Origin of the sequence: Leptospira kanakyensis (assembly GCF_004769235.1) — a bacterium.
Lineage (GTDB): Bacteria > Spirochaetota > Leptospiria > Leptospirales > Leptospiraceae > Leptospira_A > Leptospira_A kanakyensis.
Window position 1 is genome coordinate 1,188,023 of the sequence record NZ_RQFG01000005.1, and the last position, 19,049, is coordinate 1,207,071.

Annotated in this window: 20 protein-coding genes; 8 read left to right on the top strand and 12 right to left on the bottom strand. The window is 37.5% G+C overall.

Annotation, left to right across the window (positions count from 1 at the left end):
• Positions 1–24 precede the first annotated feature (24 nt).
• From EHQ16_RS06260 to EHQ16_RS06270, 3 genes are read right to left on the bottom strand one after another with little or no spacing between them, the layout of a single operon-like run.
• The gene (locus tag EHQ16_RS06260; protein ID WP_135634628.1) at positions 25–867 is read right to left on the bottom strand and encodes an inositol monophosphatase family protein; all 843 of its coding nucleotides are present in this window, start codon (positions 865–867) and stop codon (positions 25–27) included.
• A 12-nt stretch (positions 868–879) separates the two neighbouring features.
• Positions 880–1,770, bottom strand: a complete 891-nt coding sequence (locus EHQ16_RS06265) for an LIC_10030 family protein (protein WP_135634626.1) — start codon at positions 1,768–1,770, stop codon at positions 880–882.
• Positions 1,771–1,795: 25 nt separating this feature from the next.
• Positions 1,796–3,778: a beta-galactosidase gene (locus EHQ16_RS06270; protein ID WP_135634624.1), complete on the bottom strand. Its 1,983-nt coding sequence runs from the start codon at positions 3,776–3,778 to the stop codon at positions 1,796–1,798.
• Between the two features lie 76 nt (positions 3,779–3,854).
• Between EHQ16_RS06270 and EHQ16_RS06275 the strand changes: the two genes are divergently transcribed.
• The 4 genes from EHQ16_RS06275 to EHQ16_RS06290 are packed head-to-tail and all read left to right on the top strand — an operon-like array spanning position 3,855 to position 8,029.
• Positions 3,855–4,709, top strand: a complete 855-nt coding sequence (locus EHQ16_RS06275) for an Hsp33 family molecular chaperone HslO (RefSeq protein WP_135634622.1) — start codon at positions 3,855–3,857, stop codon at positions 4,707–4,709.
• Positions 4,706–5,164: a tRNA (adenosine(37)-N6)-threonylcarbamoyltransferase complex ATPase subunit type 1 TsaE gene (tsaE, locus tag EHQ16_RS06280; protein ID WP_135634620.1), complete on the top strand. Its 459-nt coding sequence runs from the start codon at positions 4,706–4,708 to the stop codon at positions 5,162–5,164. Before EHQ16_RS06275 ends, tsaE begins: the two co-directional genes overlap by 4 nt.
• Complete coding sequence (gene tsaB / locus EHQ16_RS06285) at positions 5,161–5,832, top strand: tRNA (adenosine(37)-N6)-threonylcarbamoyltransferase complex dimerization subunit type 1 TsaB (RefSeq protein ID WP_135634618.1); 672 nt, start codon at positions 5,161–5,163, stop codon at positions 5,830–5,832. Before tsaE ends, tsaB begins: the two co-directional genes overlap by 4 nt.
• 4 nt (positions 5,833–5,836) lie before the next feature.
• Complete coding sequence (locus tag EHQ16_RS06290; protein WP_135634616.1) at positions 5,837–8,029, top strand: ribonuclease R family protein; 2,193 nt, start codon at positions 5,837–5,839, stop codon at positions 8,027–8,029.
• Between the two features lie 19 nt (positions 8,030–8,048).
• On the opposite strand, the gene EHQ16_RS06295 is transcribed toward EHQ16_RS06290, so the two are convergent.
• The gene (locus EHQ16_RS06295) at positions 8,049–9,755 is read right to left on the bottom strand and encodes an alkaline phosphatase family protein (RefSeq protein WP_135634614.1); all 1,707 of its coding nucleotides are present in this window, start codon (positions 9,753–9,755) and stop codon (positions 8,049–8,051) included.
• Here EHQ16_RS06295 and EHQ16_RS06300 point away from each other — a divergent pair.
• The gene (locus EHQ16_RS06300; RefSeq protein WP_135634612.1) at positions 9,715–10,803 is read left to right on the top strand and encodes a CapA family protein; all 1,089 of its coding nucleotides are present in this window, start codon (positions 9,715–9,717) and stop codon (positions 10,801–10,803) included. The genes EHQ16_RS06295 and EHQ16_RS06300 overlap by 41 nt on opposite strands.
• A gap of 20 nt (positions 10,804–10,823) precedes the next feature.
• Here EHQ16_RS06300 and EHQ16_RS06305 read toward each other — a convergent pair whose 3' ends face one another.
• From EHQ16_RS06305 to EHQ16_RS06315, 3 genes are read right to left on the bottom strand one after another with little or no spacing between them, the layout of a single operon-like run.
• Positions 10,824–11,450, bottom strand: coding sequence for an L-threonylcarbamoyladenylate synthase (locus tag EHQ16_RS06305; protein WP_135634610.1), 627 nt, complete (start codon positions 11,448–11,450; stop codon positions 10,824–10,826).
• 15 nt (positions 11,451–11,465) lie between these two features.
• Positions 11,466–12,203, bottom strand: a complete 738-nt coding sequence (locus EHQ16_RS06310) for an SDR family NAD(P)-dependent oxidoreductase (protein ID WP_135634609.1) — start codon at positions 12,201–12,203, stop codon at positions 11,466–11,468.
• A complete protein-coding gene (locus tag EHQ16_RS06315) occupies positions 12,200–12,457 on the bottom strand; it encodes a hypothetical protein (protein ID WP_244241956.1) in 258 nt (85 codons plus the stop codon). The genes EHQ16_RS06310 and EHQ16_RS06315 overlap by 4 nt, the downstream gene beginning before the upstream one ends.
• Before the next feature lie 24 nt (positions 12,458–12,481).
• On the opposite strand from EHQ16_RS06315, the gene EHQ16_RS06320 reads away from it, so the two are divergent.
• Positions 12,482–13,057, top strand: coding sequence for a Maf family protein (locus EHQ16_RS06320; protein WP_135634607.1), 576 nt, complete (start codon positions 12,482–12,484; stop codon positions 13,055–13,057).
• Here the strand turns inward: EHQ16_RS06320 and EHQ16_RS06325 are convergent.
• Positions 13,041–13,271: a hypothetical protein gene (locus EHQ16_RS06325; protein ID WP_135634605.1), complete on the bottom strand. Its 231-nt coding sequence runs from the start codon at positions 13,269–13,271 to the stop codon at positions 13,041–13,043. The genes EHQ16_RS06320 and EHQ16_RS06325 overlap by 17 nt on opposite strands.
• Before the next feature lie 51 nt (positions 13,272–13,322).
• Here EHQ16_RS06325 and holA point away from each other — a divergent pair, with 51 nt between their 5' ends.
• Positions 13,323–14,432: a DNA polymerase III subunit delta gene (gene holA / locus EHQ16_RS06330; protein ID WP_135634603.1), complete on the top strand. Its 1,110-nt coding sequence runs from the start codon at positions 13,323–13,325 to the stop codon at positions 14,430–14,432.
• Here the strand turns inward: holA and EHQ16_RS06335 are convergent.
• Positions 14,411–15,298 (bottom strand): helix-turn-helix domain-containing protein, encoded by an 888-nt coding sequence (locus EHQ16_RS06335; RefSeq protein WP_135634601.1) that lies wholly within the window; start codon positions 15,296–15,298, stop codon positions 14,411–14,413. The two genes, holA and EHQ16_RS06335, sit on opposite strands and share 22 nt — an antisense overlap.
• Positions 15,279–16,856, bottom strand: coding sequence for an LIC10012 family protein (locus EHQ16_RS06340; protein ID WP_135634599.1), 1,578 nt, complete (start codon positions 16,854–16,856; stop codon positions 15,279–15,281). The genes EHQ16_RS06335 and EHQ16_RS06340 overlap by 20 nt, the downstream gene beginning before the upstream one ends.
• A gap of 129 nt (positions 16,857–16,985) precedes the next feature.
• Between EHQ16_RS06340 and EHQ16_RS06345 the strand changes: the two genes are divergently transcribed.
• Positions 16,986–17,567, top strand: a complete 582-nt coding sequence (locus tag EHQ16_RS06345; protein WP_002972335.1) for a lipoprotein LipL21 — start codon at positions 16,986–16,988, stop codon at positions 17,565–17,567.
• A gap of 73 nt (positions 17,568–17,640) precedes the next feature.
• On the opposite strand, the gene EHQ16_RS06350 is transcribed toward EHQ16_RS06345, so the two are convergent.
• Both EHQ16_RS06350 and EHQ16_RS06355 read right to left on the bottom strand, forming a co-directional pair.
• Positions 17,641–18,024: a PilZ domain-containing protein gene (locus tag EHQ16_RS06350; protein WP_135634597.1), complete on the bottom strand. Its 384-nt coding sequence runs from the start codon at positions 18,022–18,024 to the stop codon at positions 17,641–17,643.
• An 11-nt stretch (positions 18,025–18,035) separates the two neighbouring features.
• Entirely contained in the window at positions 18,036–19,049 is a 1,014-nt protein-coding gene (locus tag EHQ16_RS06355; protein WP_135634595.1) for a tRNA dihydrouridine synthase, read from the bottom strand.

The following is a 19,049-nucleotide window of genomic DNA, read 5'->3' on the forward strand; positions in this document are numbered from 1 at the left end:
AACGATTCTAATCGTTCCCCTCTATTAATTTCGACTGACTGTAGAACGAACTGTCTTCAATAAATTTAAAATTTCCGAATGTAAAACTCCGTTAGAAGCCACTAACTCCGGAAGTCCGGTATAGTAATGGACTCCGTTTAAGTCAGTCAATTTCCCACCTGCTTCTGCTAAAATCACAGAAATGGCCGAAACATCCCAATGTTTGACTGTCTTTTCCCAAATGGCATCCATCACACCTTCGGCGATAAAACAGGAATCCAAAACAAAGGAACCAGTTCTACGAAACGAACGGGCATAGGTTAAAAATCCAGAAAGGTCAGCCATGATCTCTTGGATCATATGAGCTCGTTTTGTAGGAAGGTTGGGAGAAAAAATGGCGCGGTTCAATTCTGAAATTCGGGACGTGCGAATTTGTTCTCCATTTTTATATGCCCCTTCGCCCATCACAGCGGAATAAACCGATTCTTGCGGCGGAACAATGACCACTCCACCCACAGGTGTTTCTCTATGTTCCAATCCAAATGAGATTGCATACAAAGGAAGGCCTCGAACAAAATTCATGGAACCATCAACTGGATCAATCACCCATCTAAAATCTCCGCCATCAATGGTAGGTTTGTCTTCACAAATAATTCCATCTTTCGGAAATGACTTTTGTAAAAAACGAATTAGTATATCGCCTAACTTACCGTCGGCGGCATCAATTCTTTCTTTTTCATCCGCATCAGTTTCCGAACGAATCGAAGATACTTCTCTTTGGATTTTTTTTGCTTCATGGATGATCCCCATGGCATTTGCTTTTACGTATTCGATCCGTTTGATGGTTTCATCAATGGGAAAACTAATGGTTGGTGAAGATATGCCCATACTACCTGCTCTTTAATTATCGGATGATTTCTGAATGACTTTCCATAAAATATTACCGGACTTCGACTGAGTCCTCTCTACTTCAAAGGAAGAAAGATATTCATGATACTTATTTAAAGTTTCTTCTGGAATTCCCGCTTCTGTTTCAGTCAGAATGGGATAAAAGTTTCGAAACTGCCCAATGGTTTTTGGTAAACTAGGAATTAAAAAACGTAACGATAAAGACAAATAATCAATTCCTATGGGGCTATATATCCTACCCAGTTTCCAAACTTCAGGTGTGATACCAAGTTCTTCGCGAATGGTTGATTCCGTTTCCGAAAAGTCAATTTCATCAAAAATTTCGGAAAACCTTCGGATGGGTTTGTTGTCATCTTTTTCCGATTCAACTCGAAAAATCCCACCCTGAAAACGTTTGGCTTGGAAGTCGATAACGTTCTCACCTACTTCTTTCGTGGAATGAAGGTGAATGATTTTTACTTGGAAATATAACCTGTCAGTCAAGATAGAAGGAGTCATATTTTGTGAGCCGGGTTTTTTAATTTCATCCGACCCAGCACCGCCCAAATACAACATATCGACCGAAAAAACATATAAAAACCGAGAAGAACCAAAAATCATTGGCCGAACAAAAAACAATTTTCCTGTTTCTCTTTTCGGTCTAGGCTCTGGTAACAAACAAGTTCCTTCAATCGCTTCGGGAATGTATTTTAGAACTGTTTGCACAAAGTTTTTAATATCGCCAAACTCTGGTTGTGTGCTAGACGTTCCTGGAATTAAAAATTTTTCTGAAAACTGAATGTATGGGGAATGTAGGTTATCTACAAAAATTTCACCGGGTTTATTTTTTCCAGACGTTTCGTTCAGAATCCGGTTGATGGATTGATAATCTTGTACTTTCATTTTTTATTTTTCAAATATCAAATTTCTATTTAGGAATCTTTTTGATCTTATAACCAAAAGGTTTTAAAATCGAAAGACCAGCCAACCTATACTTTGACGAATGATTCATCGTGATTTGGTAATTGTATTTTTTCCCTTCACGATAATGGCGTTCAATGGTGGCTCCAAGAAAACCAAAAGGAACTCCTGCCCCTTTTAATATCTTTCGGTATAATAGAATGAAACTTTCAGGAGTTAAGGAAGTTCCCACATAATAAACTTTGCCTTTTCCGTAAGAATTCACGGTGATGGCTGGTTTTCCGGAATAGAATTTTTTAGAATCATTATATCTTGCGATGACCTTTGCCGTTTTTGGTTCCAGAATTTCACAAAACTTGGCACCTTTCAGAGGTAATATTCCCATCCGAATCCCAACTTTGTCCGTTGCGGGCGCTTCAAACTGAAACACTTCTACCCCAGTCATTTCACCGAATACACCGGGAACCGGTTCTTCTACCATCCAATGGTCTTTGTCTTTGATTCCCGCACGGTAACCAAGAACCAAAGTTCCCCCGCCTGCTACATAAGTTTTTAATTTTTCGACAACCGATGGATCAAACATTGTATAGAGAGGGAGTGTTAATACTTTGTATTTTGACCAATCGTTCTCTGCACTAATGGGCAGGGAATGTGCATTTACGTTTAAAACATTGGTTCCTGCAAACCAAGTGGCGAGTTCAATATCGTAACCAACTTGAGCAAAAGGAACCGGAGCAAATTTCAAACCATCACTGAGCGGTTGGTGTTTGTAATTACGTGAATTTTCGATATCGTGTAAAATAGCCACCTCAGCTTTGTAAGGCGAATCAGCGATGTCGGCAGCAAATTCACGAATGTCTTCGATTGTATTTTTTAATTCAAAGTATTTGGCAGTTTTTCTTTTTCCATGGTCTAGAATTCCATAACAAAGTTGTTCTTGGCCAAATCTTGCCGTCCGGTATCGAAAGAAATAAATTTGGTTCGCTCCATTCACTATGGCTTGTGTGAGCCAAAGACCAATTTGACCCGGCGGTGGAAGGTAACCCAAAGTATCGTGACCTTGGACACCCGAAAATTGTTCCATCACAGTGTATGGTTTGTTCTTCAAACCTCTAGAATATTGTTGCGTGGCAGTCACCAGTGGATGTGGGTATGGTTCTTGTTGGTTCCCCCAAACAGGATAGTTATCCCAAGACACATAGTCCAATTTGGAAAACATATCTGCCATATCTGTGATTGGTAAAAAAGGAGAAGGATAAAGATTCGTTGTGAGAGGTTTTTCTTTGCTGTACTTTCGTAAAATCTCAGCTTGGAAATGAATGTAGGAAACTAGTTCATCTGATTGGAACCTATAATAGTCTTGGATCATCGCTGGGTTGAAGTTACTAGCCACATGAGCCGCCGGTAGAGGAATTTCATTCCAATCCGAGTAAATTACTCCCCAAAAGATGTTCCCCCAACGTTTGTTAAGCGAATCTAAGGTTTTGTATTTTGTTTTCAGCCATAAACGAAAATTTTTAAGAGCTAATGGAGAATAATCAACATCGGAGCCTTCATGCCCTGGTTCATTGTCAATTTGCCAACCGGCTACTGCAGGATGATTGCCAAAATGTTTGGCCATAGCAGTCACAATTCGTTCCGTAGCTTTTTTGTAAGCAGGGGAAGAAAAACAAGCCTGGCGTCGCGTTCCAATCCCACGTACAATCCCTTCTTTGGAGACCTGAACAATTTCTGGAAACTTTTTGTACAACCAAGGAGGAAAGGTTGCCGTCGGTGTTCCGAGAATCGCAGTCATTCCATGTTCTTGGACTTTCTTTAAAACAGCATCAAACAAGGAGAAGTCGAACTTTCCTTCCTTGGGTTCCATAAGTCCCCAAGCAAATTCTGCTAGTCTTACAGAAGAAAGACCCATCTCTTTCATTATTTTTAGGTCTTCATCCCAATCCTTAGGGTTCCATTGTTCTGGATAATAACAGGCGCCAAAGATCATATTTTTCCTTTTTTCAGATTGCAGAATCTATCTTGTGACACAGACTGAATCAGAAAACACCCCTTTCAATCAAATAATGTCTGACCAAGTTATTTTAGGTATATCCAACACCCACCACTATCGATTCACTTTAGTCGATTTGACAGAAACAGCCAAAGAACCTATGTTTCTTCATTCTCTAAACAAAGAAATGTCCGTATTCCTTTCCAAAACCATGATGGGAGCACTCTTTCTCGCAGAGATGACAAAAAACCAACAAAAGGTGAGCATCCAATGGAAGGATGATTCCAACAAACAAGCTTTAGCCTATAGTGATCGGTATGGGAAAATGAAGTCTGTCGCGTATTCTGCAAGTCATGAAGAAGGTGACATTCGAAATGAATTTATTTTAGGCCAAGGAATCATGAAAGTGATTCGTTGGGATTTTGATTCAGACACATACCAATCTTACACAAACCTTGTGGAAGATACTTTTGAAGTTAATTTTATCAAATACCTAACCGAATCAGAACAAATCAAAGCCATCGTGGGAATGGAAGTGTATCCTTTTGATTTTCCTGGAAATGATTTTTCCGCAAAGGGTTTGTTTTTTGAAGCCTTGCCTGATGCCCCAGAAGAAAGTTTTAAGTTTCTCATTTCCAAAATCCAACCACTTGTGAGAAAAGAAGCATTTTGGGCACTCAGTATCGATGAGATGTTAACTTCTCTCCAAACAGAAATCGGATCTGAATTGGAAGTTTTAAGCAAAGAATCTCCCGAATTTTTATGTGATTGTTCCAGACATAAAGTGGCTGATATCATTGCTTCTCTTGGAAAACAAGAAGCAGATTCCATCATCGATGAAATGGGAAAAATTGAAATCACTTGTGAATTTTGTAGAACTGCTTACCAATTTGATTCCTTCGATGTGGAGAAATTCTTTAATCAATGAAGGCTAGTTTTCTCTCTCTCAGAGAATCAGAACTAAACCCAGTGTTTCTCAGTTTGGACCAGTTGGTAAAACAATTCTTAGATAAAAATAGGTTCCCAGTCATTCTGATTTCTGGCGAAATGGGAGCCGGCAAAACAACCTTCGTTCGAGAATGGTATAGCCGGTTTGGAACAGAAAGTTCCATCAATTCCCCTACCTTTTCCTTATACAATATTTACGATTCGCCTAACTTTCGTTTGTATCATTTTGATTTATATCGTTTGAAAACTTTAGAAGAATTGGATGAACTTGGATTCGAGGAAATCTGGGGAAAAGAAGCAGTCTCTGCGATTGAATGGTGGCAAATTGCGGAACCTTATTTACCAAAAGAAAGTCGTATCCACTTGTCAATTGAATCCGATTCCATAGAATTTCGTTCCTATACTTTGGAATGGTCGGAAGAAGAAATTAGATGAACGTTCTCTACTTTGATACAACCCAAGACTGGATCCAAGTTCTCGTTGCCAAATCTTCAGAAAACTTAGAGTTAGAAATACTTTCTGAACAGACGGAAACCACACCAAAGGAATCCTCTTTTAAATTGGTCGATTGCATTCGTTTGGGCTTGGAAAAGGCAAAAATAAAAAAACCTGATCTTATCATTGTTGCGATTGGGCCAGGATCCTTTACCGGCATTCGCATAACAGTCACTACTGCGAGAGACCTTTCCCAACTATGGAAAATTCCTGTTTTTGGAGTGGATAGTTTGGAGGCCTATTTGGTAGGAATTGCTGAAAACAAAGCTGGAAAAGGAAGTTCCCTACTTTGTTTGGATGGAAAACAAGGGAAATACTATACAAAATTTGATATTGGAAATGAATTCTCGGAATCCCTTGATTTGACTCCCGAATCCATTGAATCAAAAATTAAAACAGGTGAATGGACACCTAACAATTGGTACTATACTGGAAATTTGCCTAAGTTTTACCCTATTACCGCCATAAAAATTGAAGCGACAAACCTAAATCTTTCGTCTATACTACAGTATAGTTTGAAAGAGTATTTCAAAACAGAACCTAATAAAACCGACTATTTATCTCTCCTGCCCAACTACATTCGCGGGACCTACGTAGATCACAAATGAATTTATGGATACCTATAAAATACAAAGAAAAATCATAGAATTTCTGGATCAAAAATCCGGAAAGGACATCACAAGACAAGAGATCAAAAAAAAATTTACCGAATCAAGTGAATTCAAACGACCCGACCCAAAAACGAAGAAAGTAAAATCCTTCAAACGAAAAGAAAAAGTTCCTAGAAAAGAAATCGAATTCTTAATCGACCAACTTATAAATTTGTTAGAAGCCGAAGGTTTGCTAATTCCTAACAAAAAATACCTAACGGTAGCCAGTCCCTTTCGCCTAACAGGAAGAATATCAATCTCTCGTAGGGGTGATGGATTTATCTCTCTCCCCTCCAAAAACGAAATTTTTGTACCAGGGCCGATGACTAATTCCGCTATCACCGGAGACAAAGTAGAAGTCATTCCTTTGGGAATTGGAAAAAGAGACAGGCTTGAAGCAGAAGTCACAAATATTGTCAAACGAGGCCGTGTTCTTTACCGAATGCGAGTGAAAGAAAAAACAAACAAATTTGTTTTTGGAAATTTCCTCGATATGCTAGGTGAAGGTAAAGAAGGAGTCCTTCACGTTAAATCCATTCTCAAAGATACCTTTGATTCGATTAATGTAAACGATACCCTCATTGTAAAATTCAAAGAGGGAGCCATCCCTCAGGACAATCTTTACGATGTGAGTTTTATTCGTTTTGAATCGGATACAAAAGAAGACAGTGACTTACAACGGATTCTAATGAAATACAATTATGATCCTGTGCATCCTGACTTTATCCCTTTGGACTTTCCTGAAGAAGTTTCGGAAAAAACTGTTTCTGATTGGAACAGTAGAACCGACTTACGGGATTTATATGCAGTCACAATCGATGGAATCACAGCCAAGGATTTTGATGATGCCATTAGTTTTGTCGATGAAGGAAATAGACTTCGCGTATGGATTCATATTGCTGATGTTTCCTATTATGTAGAAAAAGATTCTCCTCTGGACAAAGAGGCCTATGAAAGAGCCACTTCGGTTTATTTAGCCAACCGAGTGGTTCCCATGTTACCGCCGATTTTATCAGAAAACCTTTGTAGTTTGGTAGCCAATACCAATCGCCTCGCCTTTACCGTAGAGATGGAAGCAAGTAAATCTGGTGAAATTTACAATGCCAAGTTCTATAAATCCGTTATCAAAGTGAATACAAGATACACTTATGAAATGGCCGAAGAGGAAATCAAAGCCAAAGATCCTAAAAATTGGATGTATCAGGTTTCACAATTCACAGAAGCCCTTCGCAAACGTAGAATGGAAGCCGGGAGAATTGATTTAAACTTAAGAGAAACAACAATCACTTGGAACGAAAGAAAAGAACCTGTTGGGATAGAAAATCGGGAACGCCTAACAAGTCATATGCTCATTGAAGAGTTAATGTTATCTGCCAACTTAAAGGTAGATGAGTTTTTAAGGAAAAAGAAAGTTCCTTCCTTACACCGAATCCACGAAGCCATGGATGAGGAAAAACTAGAGACCCTCAATCACTTTCTCCAATTGAATGGATATAACATCCAAATCAAAGATACAAGTTACGCAGAAATCATGAAGGCAGTAAAAGAAATCGAAGATGGTTCCGTTGGAAAAATTTTCAATTACTTACTGTTACGAAGTTTTATGCAGGCGTATTACGGATCAGATCCTCTCGGGCACTGGGGACTTGGGTTCAAGGACTATTGTCATTTCACTTCACCCATCCGAAGGTATCCTGATCTAATTGTTCATAGAGTGTTACAGGCAACCCTTTTAGAAACAGAAAGAGCTTACTCGGAAAATGAAATCGCCGTTATGGGACTTCATTGTTCGGAAGAAGAAAGAAGGGCCGCAGATGCGGAACGAGACATTGTAAAAATCAAATCGTTTCGTTACCTGGAATCAACAGGAATCCAAGAGTTTAAGGGATTTATTGTTGGAATCCGACCTTCTCAAATTTTTGTCGAATTAGATATTTCTAATTTGGAAGGGGTACTTGATAAATCGGAGTTTACCGATGAATTTGAAGTTACGATAAAAAATGATTTCTCATTTTATTCGAAAAAATATTCCAAAATATTTTTCATCGGTGATCCGGTTTCCGTAAGCCTCGATCGAATTGATTTTGAAGAGATCAAAGTTTTTTTGAAATTGAAGGATTTTAAAAAAGACGAACCCTCAACCAAAAAGAAATAACATTCGTTCCGAATCTATTTTATAAAGATAGATTCGGGATTTCTTCTCGTTTCCACAGCTTTCTAAAAAACTGCCTTTCTTTCACTTGAATCGACATGATTTTTTGAATGATTGCCTCTTCACTGATTTGGTATTTCGTCATCAAATCACGATCCAAAGACAATTGGGAATGAGCCACCCATTTGACTAAAGAATGTTTGGTTCTTTCTGATTCCGGTAATAATTCATTCACAGTATCAAAAAATCTTTCATGACTTAGAAAAAGACCATTGGAGATTTCTGGCATTGGAGCCGCACCGTGATCGGCTGTTACCACCATAATAAAGTTATCACCAAAATTGGTTTTTAGAAATTCAAAGATGGTTTCTATTTCTTTATCGGTAGCTTTTAAAACTTGTTCCGCTTCTTTGGATTCCCATCCATACAAATGTCCAACAGCATCCGTCGCTTTTAAAGTAACATAACCAAGATCCGTGATTCCATCTTTATCTTTTTTTGTATTAAGAATGGTTTCTGTAATGGTATCGCGAAAGAGGGAACCATCCATCTTTGCCTGAAATTCAGAACCTTGGAAATGATGGATTTTTGAAATTAAATCTATAGGATCTTTTGCATCAAAATGAGTAGAAATCTCTTTTTTATGATTCAAATAGAATTGGTACAAATTGTACTTTTGCACAGACTTCGGAACAAGGAATGCATCTGTGTAGGTGGACCAAGATAAATTTTTGATGTCTTGCCAATAAACATAATCATTATCTGGAGAGATTTTTTCAGATCCTTTTGTTGTTGGTAAAAAAAGTTTACCGTGACCAGCCATTCCTACCGCGGCTCTAGCCGCGTAACATTGACTTACGATTACAGGTTCATTGTTTTTGGAAAGATCCCATTCATCGGCAAAACTTGGAACTTTCATCTCGCTCAGATCCCAATCTTTGTTTTTCCCTTGGTAAACTGGTCTATGGAGGACTTTTCCGTCTGCAAAAGTATAAATTTCATTTGAGAAGATTTTTGAATCCTTTGGAAAAGCTCCAGTACCAATCGCCATATGACCGACTGCTGTATGGGATTCTAAATGACCGACTTTTGCTTTTTTGAAATAGGCAGATTTGTTTTTTAAATCTTCCAAGAAAGGATAAGCACCTTTATGGGCTTTGTAAAGTTGCCTTCCACCTTGGTCTACAACTACAGTGACAATGATTTCTGGTTTAGTGGTTTCGTTGCGGAATATTTTTTCCAAATAGGATACATCGATTGTATTCTTAAACTTAAAGTCTAAAATTTTTCCGTATATGGATGGGATGTGTTGTTGGTTGATTTCATCAGAATACTGACCAGTTCGGATCCATTTTGGTCCATAAATCCAAATGGGAATTTCTGTATCATAAAAGTATTGTGTATAGTGTGATGTGTAATTGACTTCTTTCGAAAAGTTTTCATCTTCCGCATCCAATTGCCATTCGTGGTTTAACGTTTCCCAAGATAAATTGTGATCTTCTAAAATATTTTTAATTTCTTCCTTTGAATAATGCGAAAGAGTGATTGCATCCCTTGCCTCTCTATCAAATATATTGAATGGAAATGGTGCTAATATTAAATCGGTATCTGGTTGTAAGGATAAATAGGCAGCTCGTTTATAATCTTTTTCCCAACCACAACTAAAGAGAACTAGCAAGATACCTATTATGATTACATTATTTCGTTTTATATTTTTTTGGTTGGTCACGGTTCCCTGCCTTTCTTGTTACACTCTACCTGATGTTTACTTTACTAGGCAAGTGCGAATTAAAGTTGTTGGTGATCTCATGTGCCATAACTCACAAATCTCTACCTATTATTTTCCAAAAACAAAACAATATGATTCCAGTGGTAGTTTCGAATACGTTTCAAATTTATTACAAGATGCTGATTTAACATTAGGTAACTTAGAAACCACGATAGCAACAGATCCAATTGAATTTACAGGTTACCCAAGATTCGGTTCTCCGATTGGTTATTTAACAGGAATACAAAATTCTGGATTTGATATTTTATCCACAGCTAACAATCATTCTGCTGACAAAGGCCCATTTGGAATTGATCATACAATTGATTCTGTAATCCAAAAAGGAATGGTTCCTATTGGAACTTTTAAATCCAATTCTGATTACTTAGATAGAAAAGATTTTTTTATCGAAGTCAATGGAATCAAAATTGCGATTTATAATTATACATATTCAACCAATGGAATTCCTGTTAAAAATGGTCGAACTGTTAGGCTCTTGGATGAAAACCAAATCAAAGAAGATGTGGTTTTCGCCAAAGAAAGCGGAATTCATTTTGTTATCCTTTGGTACCACTATGGATCGGAGTATGAAGAGAAACCTGATAAGTCGCAAACCAAATGGGTGAATCTTGGATTTGAGGCCGGAGCTGATATTATCATTGGAGGCCATCCGCATGTAGTGCAAAGAATTGATCAGTTCCAAGAAGAAAAAACCTGGGAAGATCGACTGGTTGCTTATTCTCTTGGTAATTTTTTGTCTGCTCAGAATAGAGAAAACACTGATGGTGGAATCATTTTATCTTTCGAATTAGAAATCAATTCGCGGAATCAAAAAAAAATTAAAAATGTAATTACGGAACCAGTTTGGGTTTATTCCCATGGATATAAAATTATACCCATTCTGAAATATGCACGAAATGAGATTTCGTTAAAACTTCCGAAACATTTAGAAAAAAGAATGTATGGGTATGAAGCACACCTTAAAAAAATTCCAGGTTTAACTTTTTAAATTAACTAAGAAGATTCCTCTTAACCAGAGATTTCTCCGGCTATCAGATCGTATCCCTTTCCTTCACGGATCAAGTCAATCGAGTCATCATTGATTTGTACAATAGTAGAAAGTTCCATTCTGACAATTCCACCATCTACAATCCCATCCACTTGGTTGCCATAAATAGATTCTAAATCATCAATATCAATGATGAACTCGTCATCGCAAAAAGCTGATGTGGAAGTGAGAGGTGAATTATGAATTTTTAAAAGTTCAGTCAGGTAAATATGATCTGGGATACGAATCCCTATCTGTTTATCCTTATGATGAACGATCGAGGGTTTCGGTAGATTTTTATTGGCTTTCAGGACAAAGGTAAATGGGCCAGGTGTCACTCGTTTCATTAGACGATAGGCTGAATTTGGTAAATATTCAATGAAATTGGATGCCATTGAAATGTCTTTACACATAAGAGAAAGTGGTTTGTCTTTGGGAAGTTTACGAATGGCGTATATTTTTTCGACACCCAACTTTGAATGAGAATCGGCAATAATCGCATAAACTGTGTCAGTTGGAAAAATATATACGGCTCCATCCTTCAACCTGTCCGAAATTTGTTTGAGTTTTCGAACTTCCGGATTTTCTGGATGGAGGTAAAGGATCATTGGTATTCACATCAACTACTGTGCTGTGAGACCTCCATCCAAAACAATACACTGACCTGTCATATAAGAAGAAGTATCTGATGCTAAATAAATTGCTGCACCGAGTAATTCTTCTGGTTTCCCAAGTCTACCCATCGGAATTCCAGCAAGCACTTGTTTCATGATGAATTCTTTGTCTTTGATCATATCGGTCATTTCTGTATCAATAAGACCGGGGCAAATCACATTCACACGGTAACCATTATTACACCACTCTATGGCAAGTGCTTTGGATAAAGTGATGACAGCACCTTTTGTGCCAGAATAAACAGAAGCAAGTTTACTTCCCACCATTCCGAGAACCGAAGCTACGTTAATGATGTTTCCACCTTCTTTTTTATGGTGTTTGTAGTAAGCTTGGCAATTGCGAAATACTCCCACATAGTTTGTTTGAACTATATTTTGTAATTCTTCTTCTTTAAATCCAGAAGCAGGAGTGTTTGTTGCAATCCCTGCATTGTTGATGAGTGTATCCAGTTTTCCATGTTTTGCTCTAATTTGGCCAATGACTTCATAAGCCGCACCTTCACTTCGCACATCCAAGACCACACCATTGATACCTTCTTTGGTCATCCATTCAATGGATTCTGGTCTGGAACCTGCACCGTAAACGATAGCACCGGCATCTCTAAATCCTAGAGCCAATGTTTTACCAATACCTCGGCTGGCACCGGTGATCAAAATTGTTTTCCCTTTTACATCAAACAAACTCATTTTACCTCGTGATTGGAAGGATAACAATCGCTAGCTTGAGGTTTTGTGTCTTCCAAAAGTTTTTTATAATCTAAAGTATTATCATCCCGAACCAAATCTCTTCTTATATAGTGAGTTCCCTTTTCGTAGTAATCCGCTATGGGATTACAATCTTGGATGTCTTCCGAAAGACCTCGTTTGCATCCAAAAACAAAAACGAATGCCCATAAAAAAATAGCCAAAAGTCGAGGATTCACCATTATGAAATGAAACAATATCCCGTAAGGAATAGCAAGAATTTGTTTATACTCAAATCGACATCGCCAAGACGGATCCAAATACTGACTGACCTCGGTTTTTTGTTCCAAGTAACACCAGCAAACATTGACGAGTCTCAAAACAAACAGGAACCAGCCCTTCGGTATTTAGAACGAATGGTTCACTCAAAATTAGGACAAGATTTAGAGCCTAACCATCTCTATTTGGCCGCTGATACCATAGTCGTATTCAAAGATGAAATTTTGCACAAACCCACTGACTTGGAAGATGCGGTTCGCATCCTGCAAACACTCTCAGGAAAAAAACATTCGGTATTTTCGGGGGCTGGTCTACAAACCGCAAGGAGTGTTGATTTCTTTTATGAAGAAACCGTCATTCAATTTAAGGATTGGAACGAAGATGAAATTAGAGATTATATTTTACGATGCCAACCGTTTGATAAAGCAGGTTCTTATGGGATCCAAGATGAAAACGGTCCCGTGTTAGAACGAGTTGGATCTTATACCAATGTGATGGGATTTCCCCTCCGAAGTTTTTTCGCTCGTTCTTCGGTATGGTTACCTTATTGGGAAAGGTCTTTTAAGCGTATAGATTGACTAAATTTCCCGGTTTATAGGCTGCTTTTGCGTCAGGGCTGGTTTGCACTTCAGCCGCTTTTTTTTCTGTTTCACCAGAAACATATTTAGGCTGGTAGGAACGAGATTGGATTGCTTCCACTTGCTCCACGGCTTGGGTATTGTATGCAGGGGACACATACATATACGGTTCCCCTAGTCCTGAAACTCTTGCCACATTACTTGAGATTTCCATACTATGAATATCGCCTCGATCCTATCGAAAGATTAGACCGGATTCACGAAAATGGAAACAAAAAAATCACAAGCCAGAGAATTTAGCTCTCTTTTCCAACTATTCAAAACCCAAACTAGTAACCTTCCGCAATTTTTTGCCTACACAGGCGAAGATTCTTATGAATTTGAACTCATCATCGATCATTACAAAGAAGCCCTTTCAAAGTCTTCAGGCCCTTACGAAATCATTTTGATTGTATCTGAATCAGGAGAACAGGCAAAACTTTTTGCTGAACTATTTACACCTGATATGTTCTACCCAAGAAAACTCATCATTGTCAAACAAGCTGCCGCACTTTTTAAACCCATACTTGATGCGAAATCCGCGCAAGAATGGAAAGACTTTGCTTCTGGATTTCGTAAAAATATAACCGCAGTTTCGGATGAAATTTTCCTCATTGTTCATTACGATGGAAAAGACATTCCACAAAGTTTGGTTCAACTTTTTCAAGGAACTTTAAACTATTACAAAACTAAGTTTTTATATCCAAGTGATTACCCAAAAGTTTTCAAAGAAGTTTGTGACCAAGAACAAGTGCATTTTGAACCCAATGCTGCCGATGAATTCATCCATCGAATTCCTGCAAACGTGGGAGCTTACCTTAAAAGTGTTAAAAAACTAAAACAATACTTACACCGTTCCAAGTTTACCATCGATGATGTGAATTCCGTTTTATTTAGTCAAAATGAACTGAATACGAATGTTCTCGTAGAAACATTAGTTCAAAAACGTAAGATTGATTTTTTTAAAGAATTTACAAAGTTTAGTGACCAAAACTCTGAGATCCTCAGTTTCTTAACCAGACTCAGCTACAAACTAGATGAAATTCGCAAAATCAAAGTCATTCGAGCAAGACACAATGGTGAAGTTCCCATTCCTATCATGGATGAACTTTTAAAAACAGGAAGTTATTCTGATGCCAGAAAAAATTTTGTAAGAAGGCAATTGGTTTCTGATTCCGCTTTATTTACTGATAAAACTTTAGATTTATTTTATGACCAAGTGATTGAAATGAATATCAAATTCAAATCAGGGCTTCGCGATGAAGAAGGAAGGAATTATTTTTTACAAAAAATTATGCACCTCTTTTCCTTACTTCAAGAAAGATCCTCCAAATGATATTCATGTAATTTGCGATACAAATTCCGTTCAGAGATTCCAAGTAGTTTGGCCGCTTTTTCTCTATTTCCTTTTGTATAAATTAAATTGGCTTTGATGATTTCCTTTTCATAACTTTCCAAACTAATTCCAGGTTTTACTTCTAATTCTGTAAGTTGGTTTTCAAAAAAATGTGATGGGATATGTTTCCAATGCAATTGTTTGCCAGAAGAAAATCCAACAAGTGCAAAGATCATATCTCTTAGTTCAGAAAGATTTGTAGTGAACGTTTTGTTTTTAAAAAAAACAAAAAACTCTTCTTCCATCCCTGTAATCTTTTTACCGAGATCAGTGTTTGCTTCCTCTAAAAACTGAGAAACAAATAACGGTAATTCAGAAATTCTTTTTTTCAAATTAGGAAGTTCAAATCGAAAGGATTTTAACTGGTCATAAAAATCAGCATACACATTCTTTTGATTTAGGATTTCGAGTTCCTCAGAATGGATTTCCCAATATAAGTTTACTTTGGATTTTTCTTCATATTTTTCAGACTTCCACCATTGTTGTAATAACAATACTTCTTCTGGGTTTGCCTTTGTGATGCAATCAATCAGAATGGTAACCATCTGTTTGGATGATTTGATTTTTTCTAAGGATTCAACAAATGGAAATGGATACGAAAAATCCAACCGAATGATGGAACTCGGAGAAATATTCCTTTGTTCTAAACTCCTCTGGATCCAAAAACTTTTCCCTACTCCTCTTTCTCCAATGATTAACATTGGTAAATTGGAATTAGAAGTTTCCATCCATTGGTTGCGAATCTTTTGGATATCAGATCCGCTACATATCCATTCTGAACTTGGTTTACTTCTTTTTAATGACACTCACTGTCCCTTGCAAGTAACCATTAAATTCTCTAATTTTGTTAGTATCTAAAAACTTTTTTGCCTGTGAAGGTTTTACCATCAGTGTTTTTGGATATGTTGAATTTATTTTTAGTAAATTTGTTTCTGCAGGAGCATTTCTCACTCCCCAAGTAGAAAGAGGATCAAGGACAAACGTAGTTTGGATTAAATATTCTTTTCCTTTTGTTACCACCACATCATAGGGCAACTGAATCCAAATGGCTTCTCCTTTTGATTCAACAAGAACCGTCTGGAATCTATCTTTTTCTGTTTGGTCTGTATTGGATTCTGTTCGCAGTATATATTCCAAATCAGTTTTGATTTCTTCTTTTTCCAATACACGTTTATCGGATATTTTTTCATAAGCTAGATAAAGGTTGTATGGAGTGACCACATCAACTGCGGCTCGAACCAAAGAGGCATCAAACTTTTTGACTTGGTTCTGGTTCCAATTGAAAGGCATCTGTAATTCTTCTACCGAGGAATAAACATTAAATTGGTTTAAATAGAGATATTCGTATCCTTCTGAGGTTCCAATCTTTTGGTATTCCGTAATTCCTACAACCCGGCTATTACTTGCCTTACCAATCCTTTGTAATTCTCTAATGGTACTCAGTTCCGAGTGGTTGGGAACTAACAATACAGGTTCGATTTCCATATGGCGCAAATCATTCAATGCCATAATGATAGACCCGGATTTATCTTTAATACTTGAAGAAAGTAATAAAAAGAGTTTTCTAGAATCTTTTTTCCCAGAGGAGATTTTTGATCTTAACCCTTGTAATGCGGAAACGATCGATTCTGATTGGTTGTTTCCCTGCCAACCGGTTTCCTCCATCAATTTTTTAATTTCTATATGTTCTTTTGTTGGTGGAATAGTGACTGTTTTGTCTTTTTTAATGAGAGTCACACCCAAAAACAATCCATCTTGATCGTACATGGAAGTTAAACTTTTTAAGAAATCTTTTTTGTAATAGGCATACGAGGAATTGATATCGATAAAAACATTAATCTCATAATTGGGAGCAATTTTGTTTTTCTTTTCATAAAATCGTGGAGGCAAAAATCTAAAACTTTTTTCATTATGTTTTTCGTATGCCAAAACAAAATTTGAAATGAGTTTGGATTGGATGGTTTGTCTCGTTTGGTTTTTACAATTGAAAATAACTGATTTAACAAGGATGGGATTTCCAAAATCAATTTGATCTTGTACTACAAAATGCGAATCCCATTCGTTACAATAAGAATATAAATCCTGATCCTTTAACTCTGCCTCTTCGTTCCACTCAGATTCATTCAAAAAATTTTCTACAAGTTTTGGATCTGTGATTTCAGTAAAAAAATTTCGTTTTAAATAGTGTCGTGAAAGACGGGACAATTCAAAACCCGCCTCGCGTCGTGTCCCGAGAACGGGAGGAACATCGCCTGAAATATAGGCAGGGAGAATAGAAATTTCTTTCCCAGAAATAAATTGTGGAAAGAACGCAATAAAAAGGAGGGTTAGTGTGTAGAAAATGCGAAAAGAACGGCGAGACATAAAATTAGAATCGGTCGATTCAGGGAAAATGTAAATCTTTATCCTACAACCCTCTTTCGTTTTCTTTGAGAAAAGATTGACAAGGGTTTCTTATAGGATCAAATTCTTCGGAAAAGGAGTAGATTCTTTATGAAGAAATCGCTTATCGTATGTGCCTCTCTAATCGCATTTGTTGTATCTTGCGGATCCAATGATGGAGGCAGAAGAGACGCTACGACCGTAGGTAAAAATGGTTGGATTTTTGAAGGTTGGGCTTGTGCACCTGATGCAGCTGCTGCAAAACGTGGTGAAAGCCCTGCTGAGTATTGCAAAGGGAAAGAAAAAGAATACGATTATCTTTACATGAAATTTTCTGCACGTGCTTCTGACAAAGCTATCAAAGCTAACTCGGTTGCAATGAAACAATCCACTTGCCGTGAAGCAGCTCGTCTTCAAGTTGCTGGTGATGGTTTGAAAAAAATCTTAGGTGAATACTTAGAACAAGCATCTGGTGTATCTGATGGTCAATCCACAGGTTCCGTAATTGTTTCTGAATCAAAAGGTATCATCAAAGGTGTTGGAGTTTATGACTGCTGTTCACTTAACAACGAAACAGGAATTTGCGCAAATGTTGGCGAACCTGAAACTTGGGAAGAATGTCAGTGTGTTGGATACTTGCGTTATGCGGGTGGACAAAAAGCTCTTGAAGCAAAGGCAACTGCAGCTCAGTAATCTGACTGTTTAGTTTTTTACTTCAAAAAAGGCCTCCTGAATCGGGAGGCTTTTTTTTTGCCCTGGCCTTAAATTACTTTTTTAGTTTTGGATCAAAGTAATGTTTATGAATGAATTCCTGAACAATTTTATGTTCCGCTGCTGCCAAAGGTTGGAAAATCACCGAAGTTGTTTTTCCTGCAGTTCTGTGCACCGTTCCAATTATCTCTAATGGATTTTGATGGAGGGAAAACTGAATCCTTACCTGATCCCCTTCGTAAAAGATAGCGGTGGTTTGAAAAGCAAGTCCCCCCGTTCCCAAATCAGAAAGATGTCCAGTGACTGCAGAATTTTTCGATTTGATAAGTTCTACAGTACAAGGTACGTCTAACTTTACCCTTGCATCTTTACGTTTTTGTTTTGCTCCACCATACTTACTATAACTATCAGAAAATATTGATTGTTTCGAATCTGCCATTTTAACTTCCTTTATGCGAGACTAACAAACGTTTCACAGTTGATATTCTCGTTTTTTATTTCGCTTGTTTCCAAAAACTTAGAATCCATTTGCACGGACTCTAATCTATCTATAAATTGATTCACATTTGTGATTGCTAAAAGTTCTCTTTTTGTTTCCTCTGGGAAACCAGTATTTTCTATATATCGTATAAAATGTTTTCTAAAAAGTATCAAAGCGTAATCATCTTCGGAAGGATAAAAATTTAACATTAAATTTAAATGTTCCAAGATAACTTCTTTGATTTCTAACCAACTTACTTCTTCCTTTGTTCTCTCAGAAAAGATCCAAGGATTTCCAATGGCCTTGCGCCCAATTAGAACAAGATCCACTCCAAAAGCCTTTTTCTTACTCAACGCTTCTGAAAAACTGGCTACGTCACCATTTCCGAAAATGGGAACATTTGCTTTGGATTTAATTTCACCAATGGCATTCCAATCAGCAAAACCAGTATAAGCCATGGCCTTTGTCCTTCCGTGAACAGAAATGGCAGATACACCCGAACCTTCTAATACTTTGACTGTTTCTAAATAATTTAAGGAATTAGAATCCCAACCAAGACGAATCTTTGCAGTGACGGGTAGGTTTGTTTTTTTCCGAATTCCTTCAACCATAGCCCCAGCCAAACGAACATTTCTTAAAAGCCCGGCACCCGAGCCGTGGTGCGAAACTTTGGCAACGGAACATCCCATATTTAAATCAATCACATCGGGTTTTTTTGAGGCCGCAATTTCTGAGGCATTGACTACTGTTTCTAAATCTGATCCAAAAATTTGAAAAAAAATTGGCCGTTCTGTTTCTAAATAACGAAACATATCTAATGACTTTGTATTTCCCATTAACAGCTGCTCAGTGGATACAAACTCCGTATAAGCAAAAGCCGAACCAAATCTTCTTGTGATTTGTCTATAGGGACTGTCAGAAATACCAGCCATCGGAGAAAGAACAACATCACCTTTGATAGTCACTCCCCCGATGGTAATCAT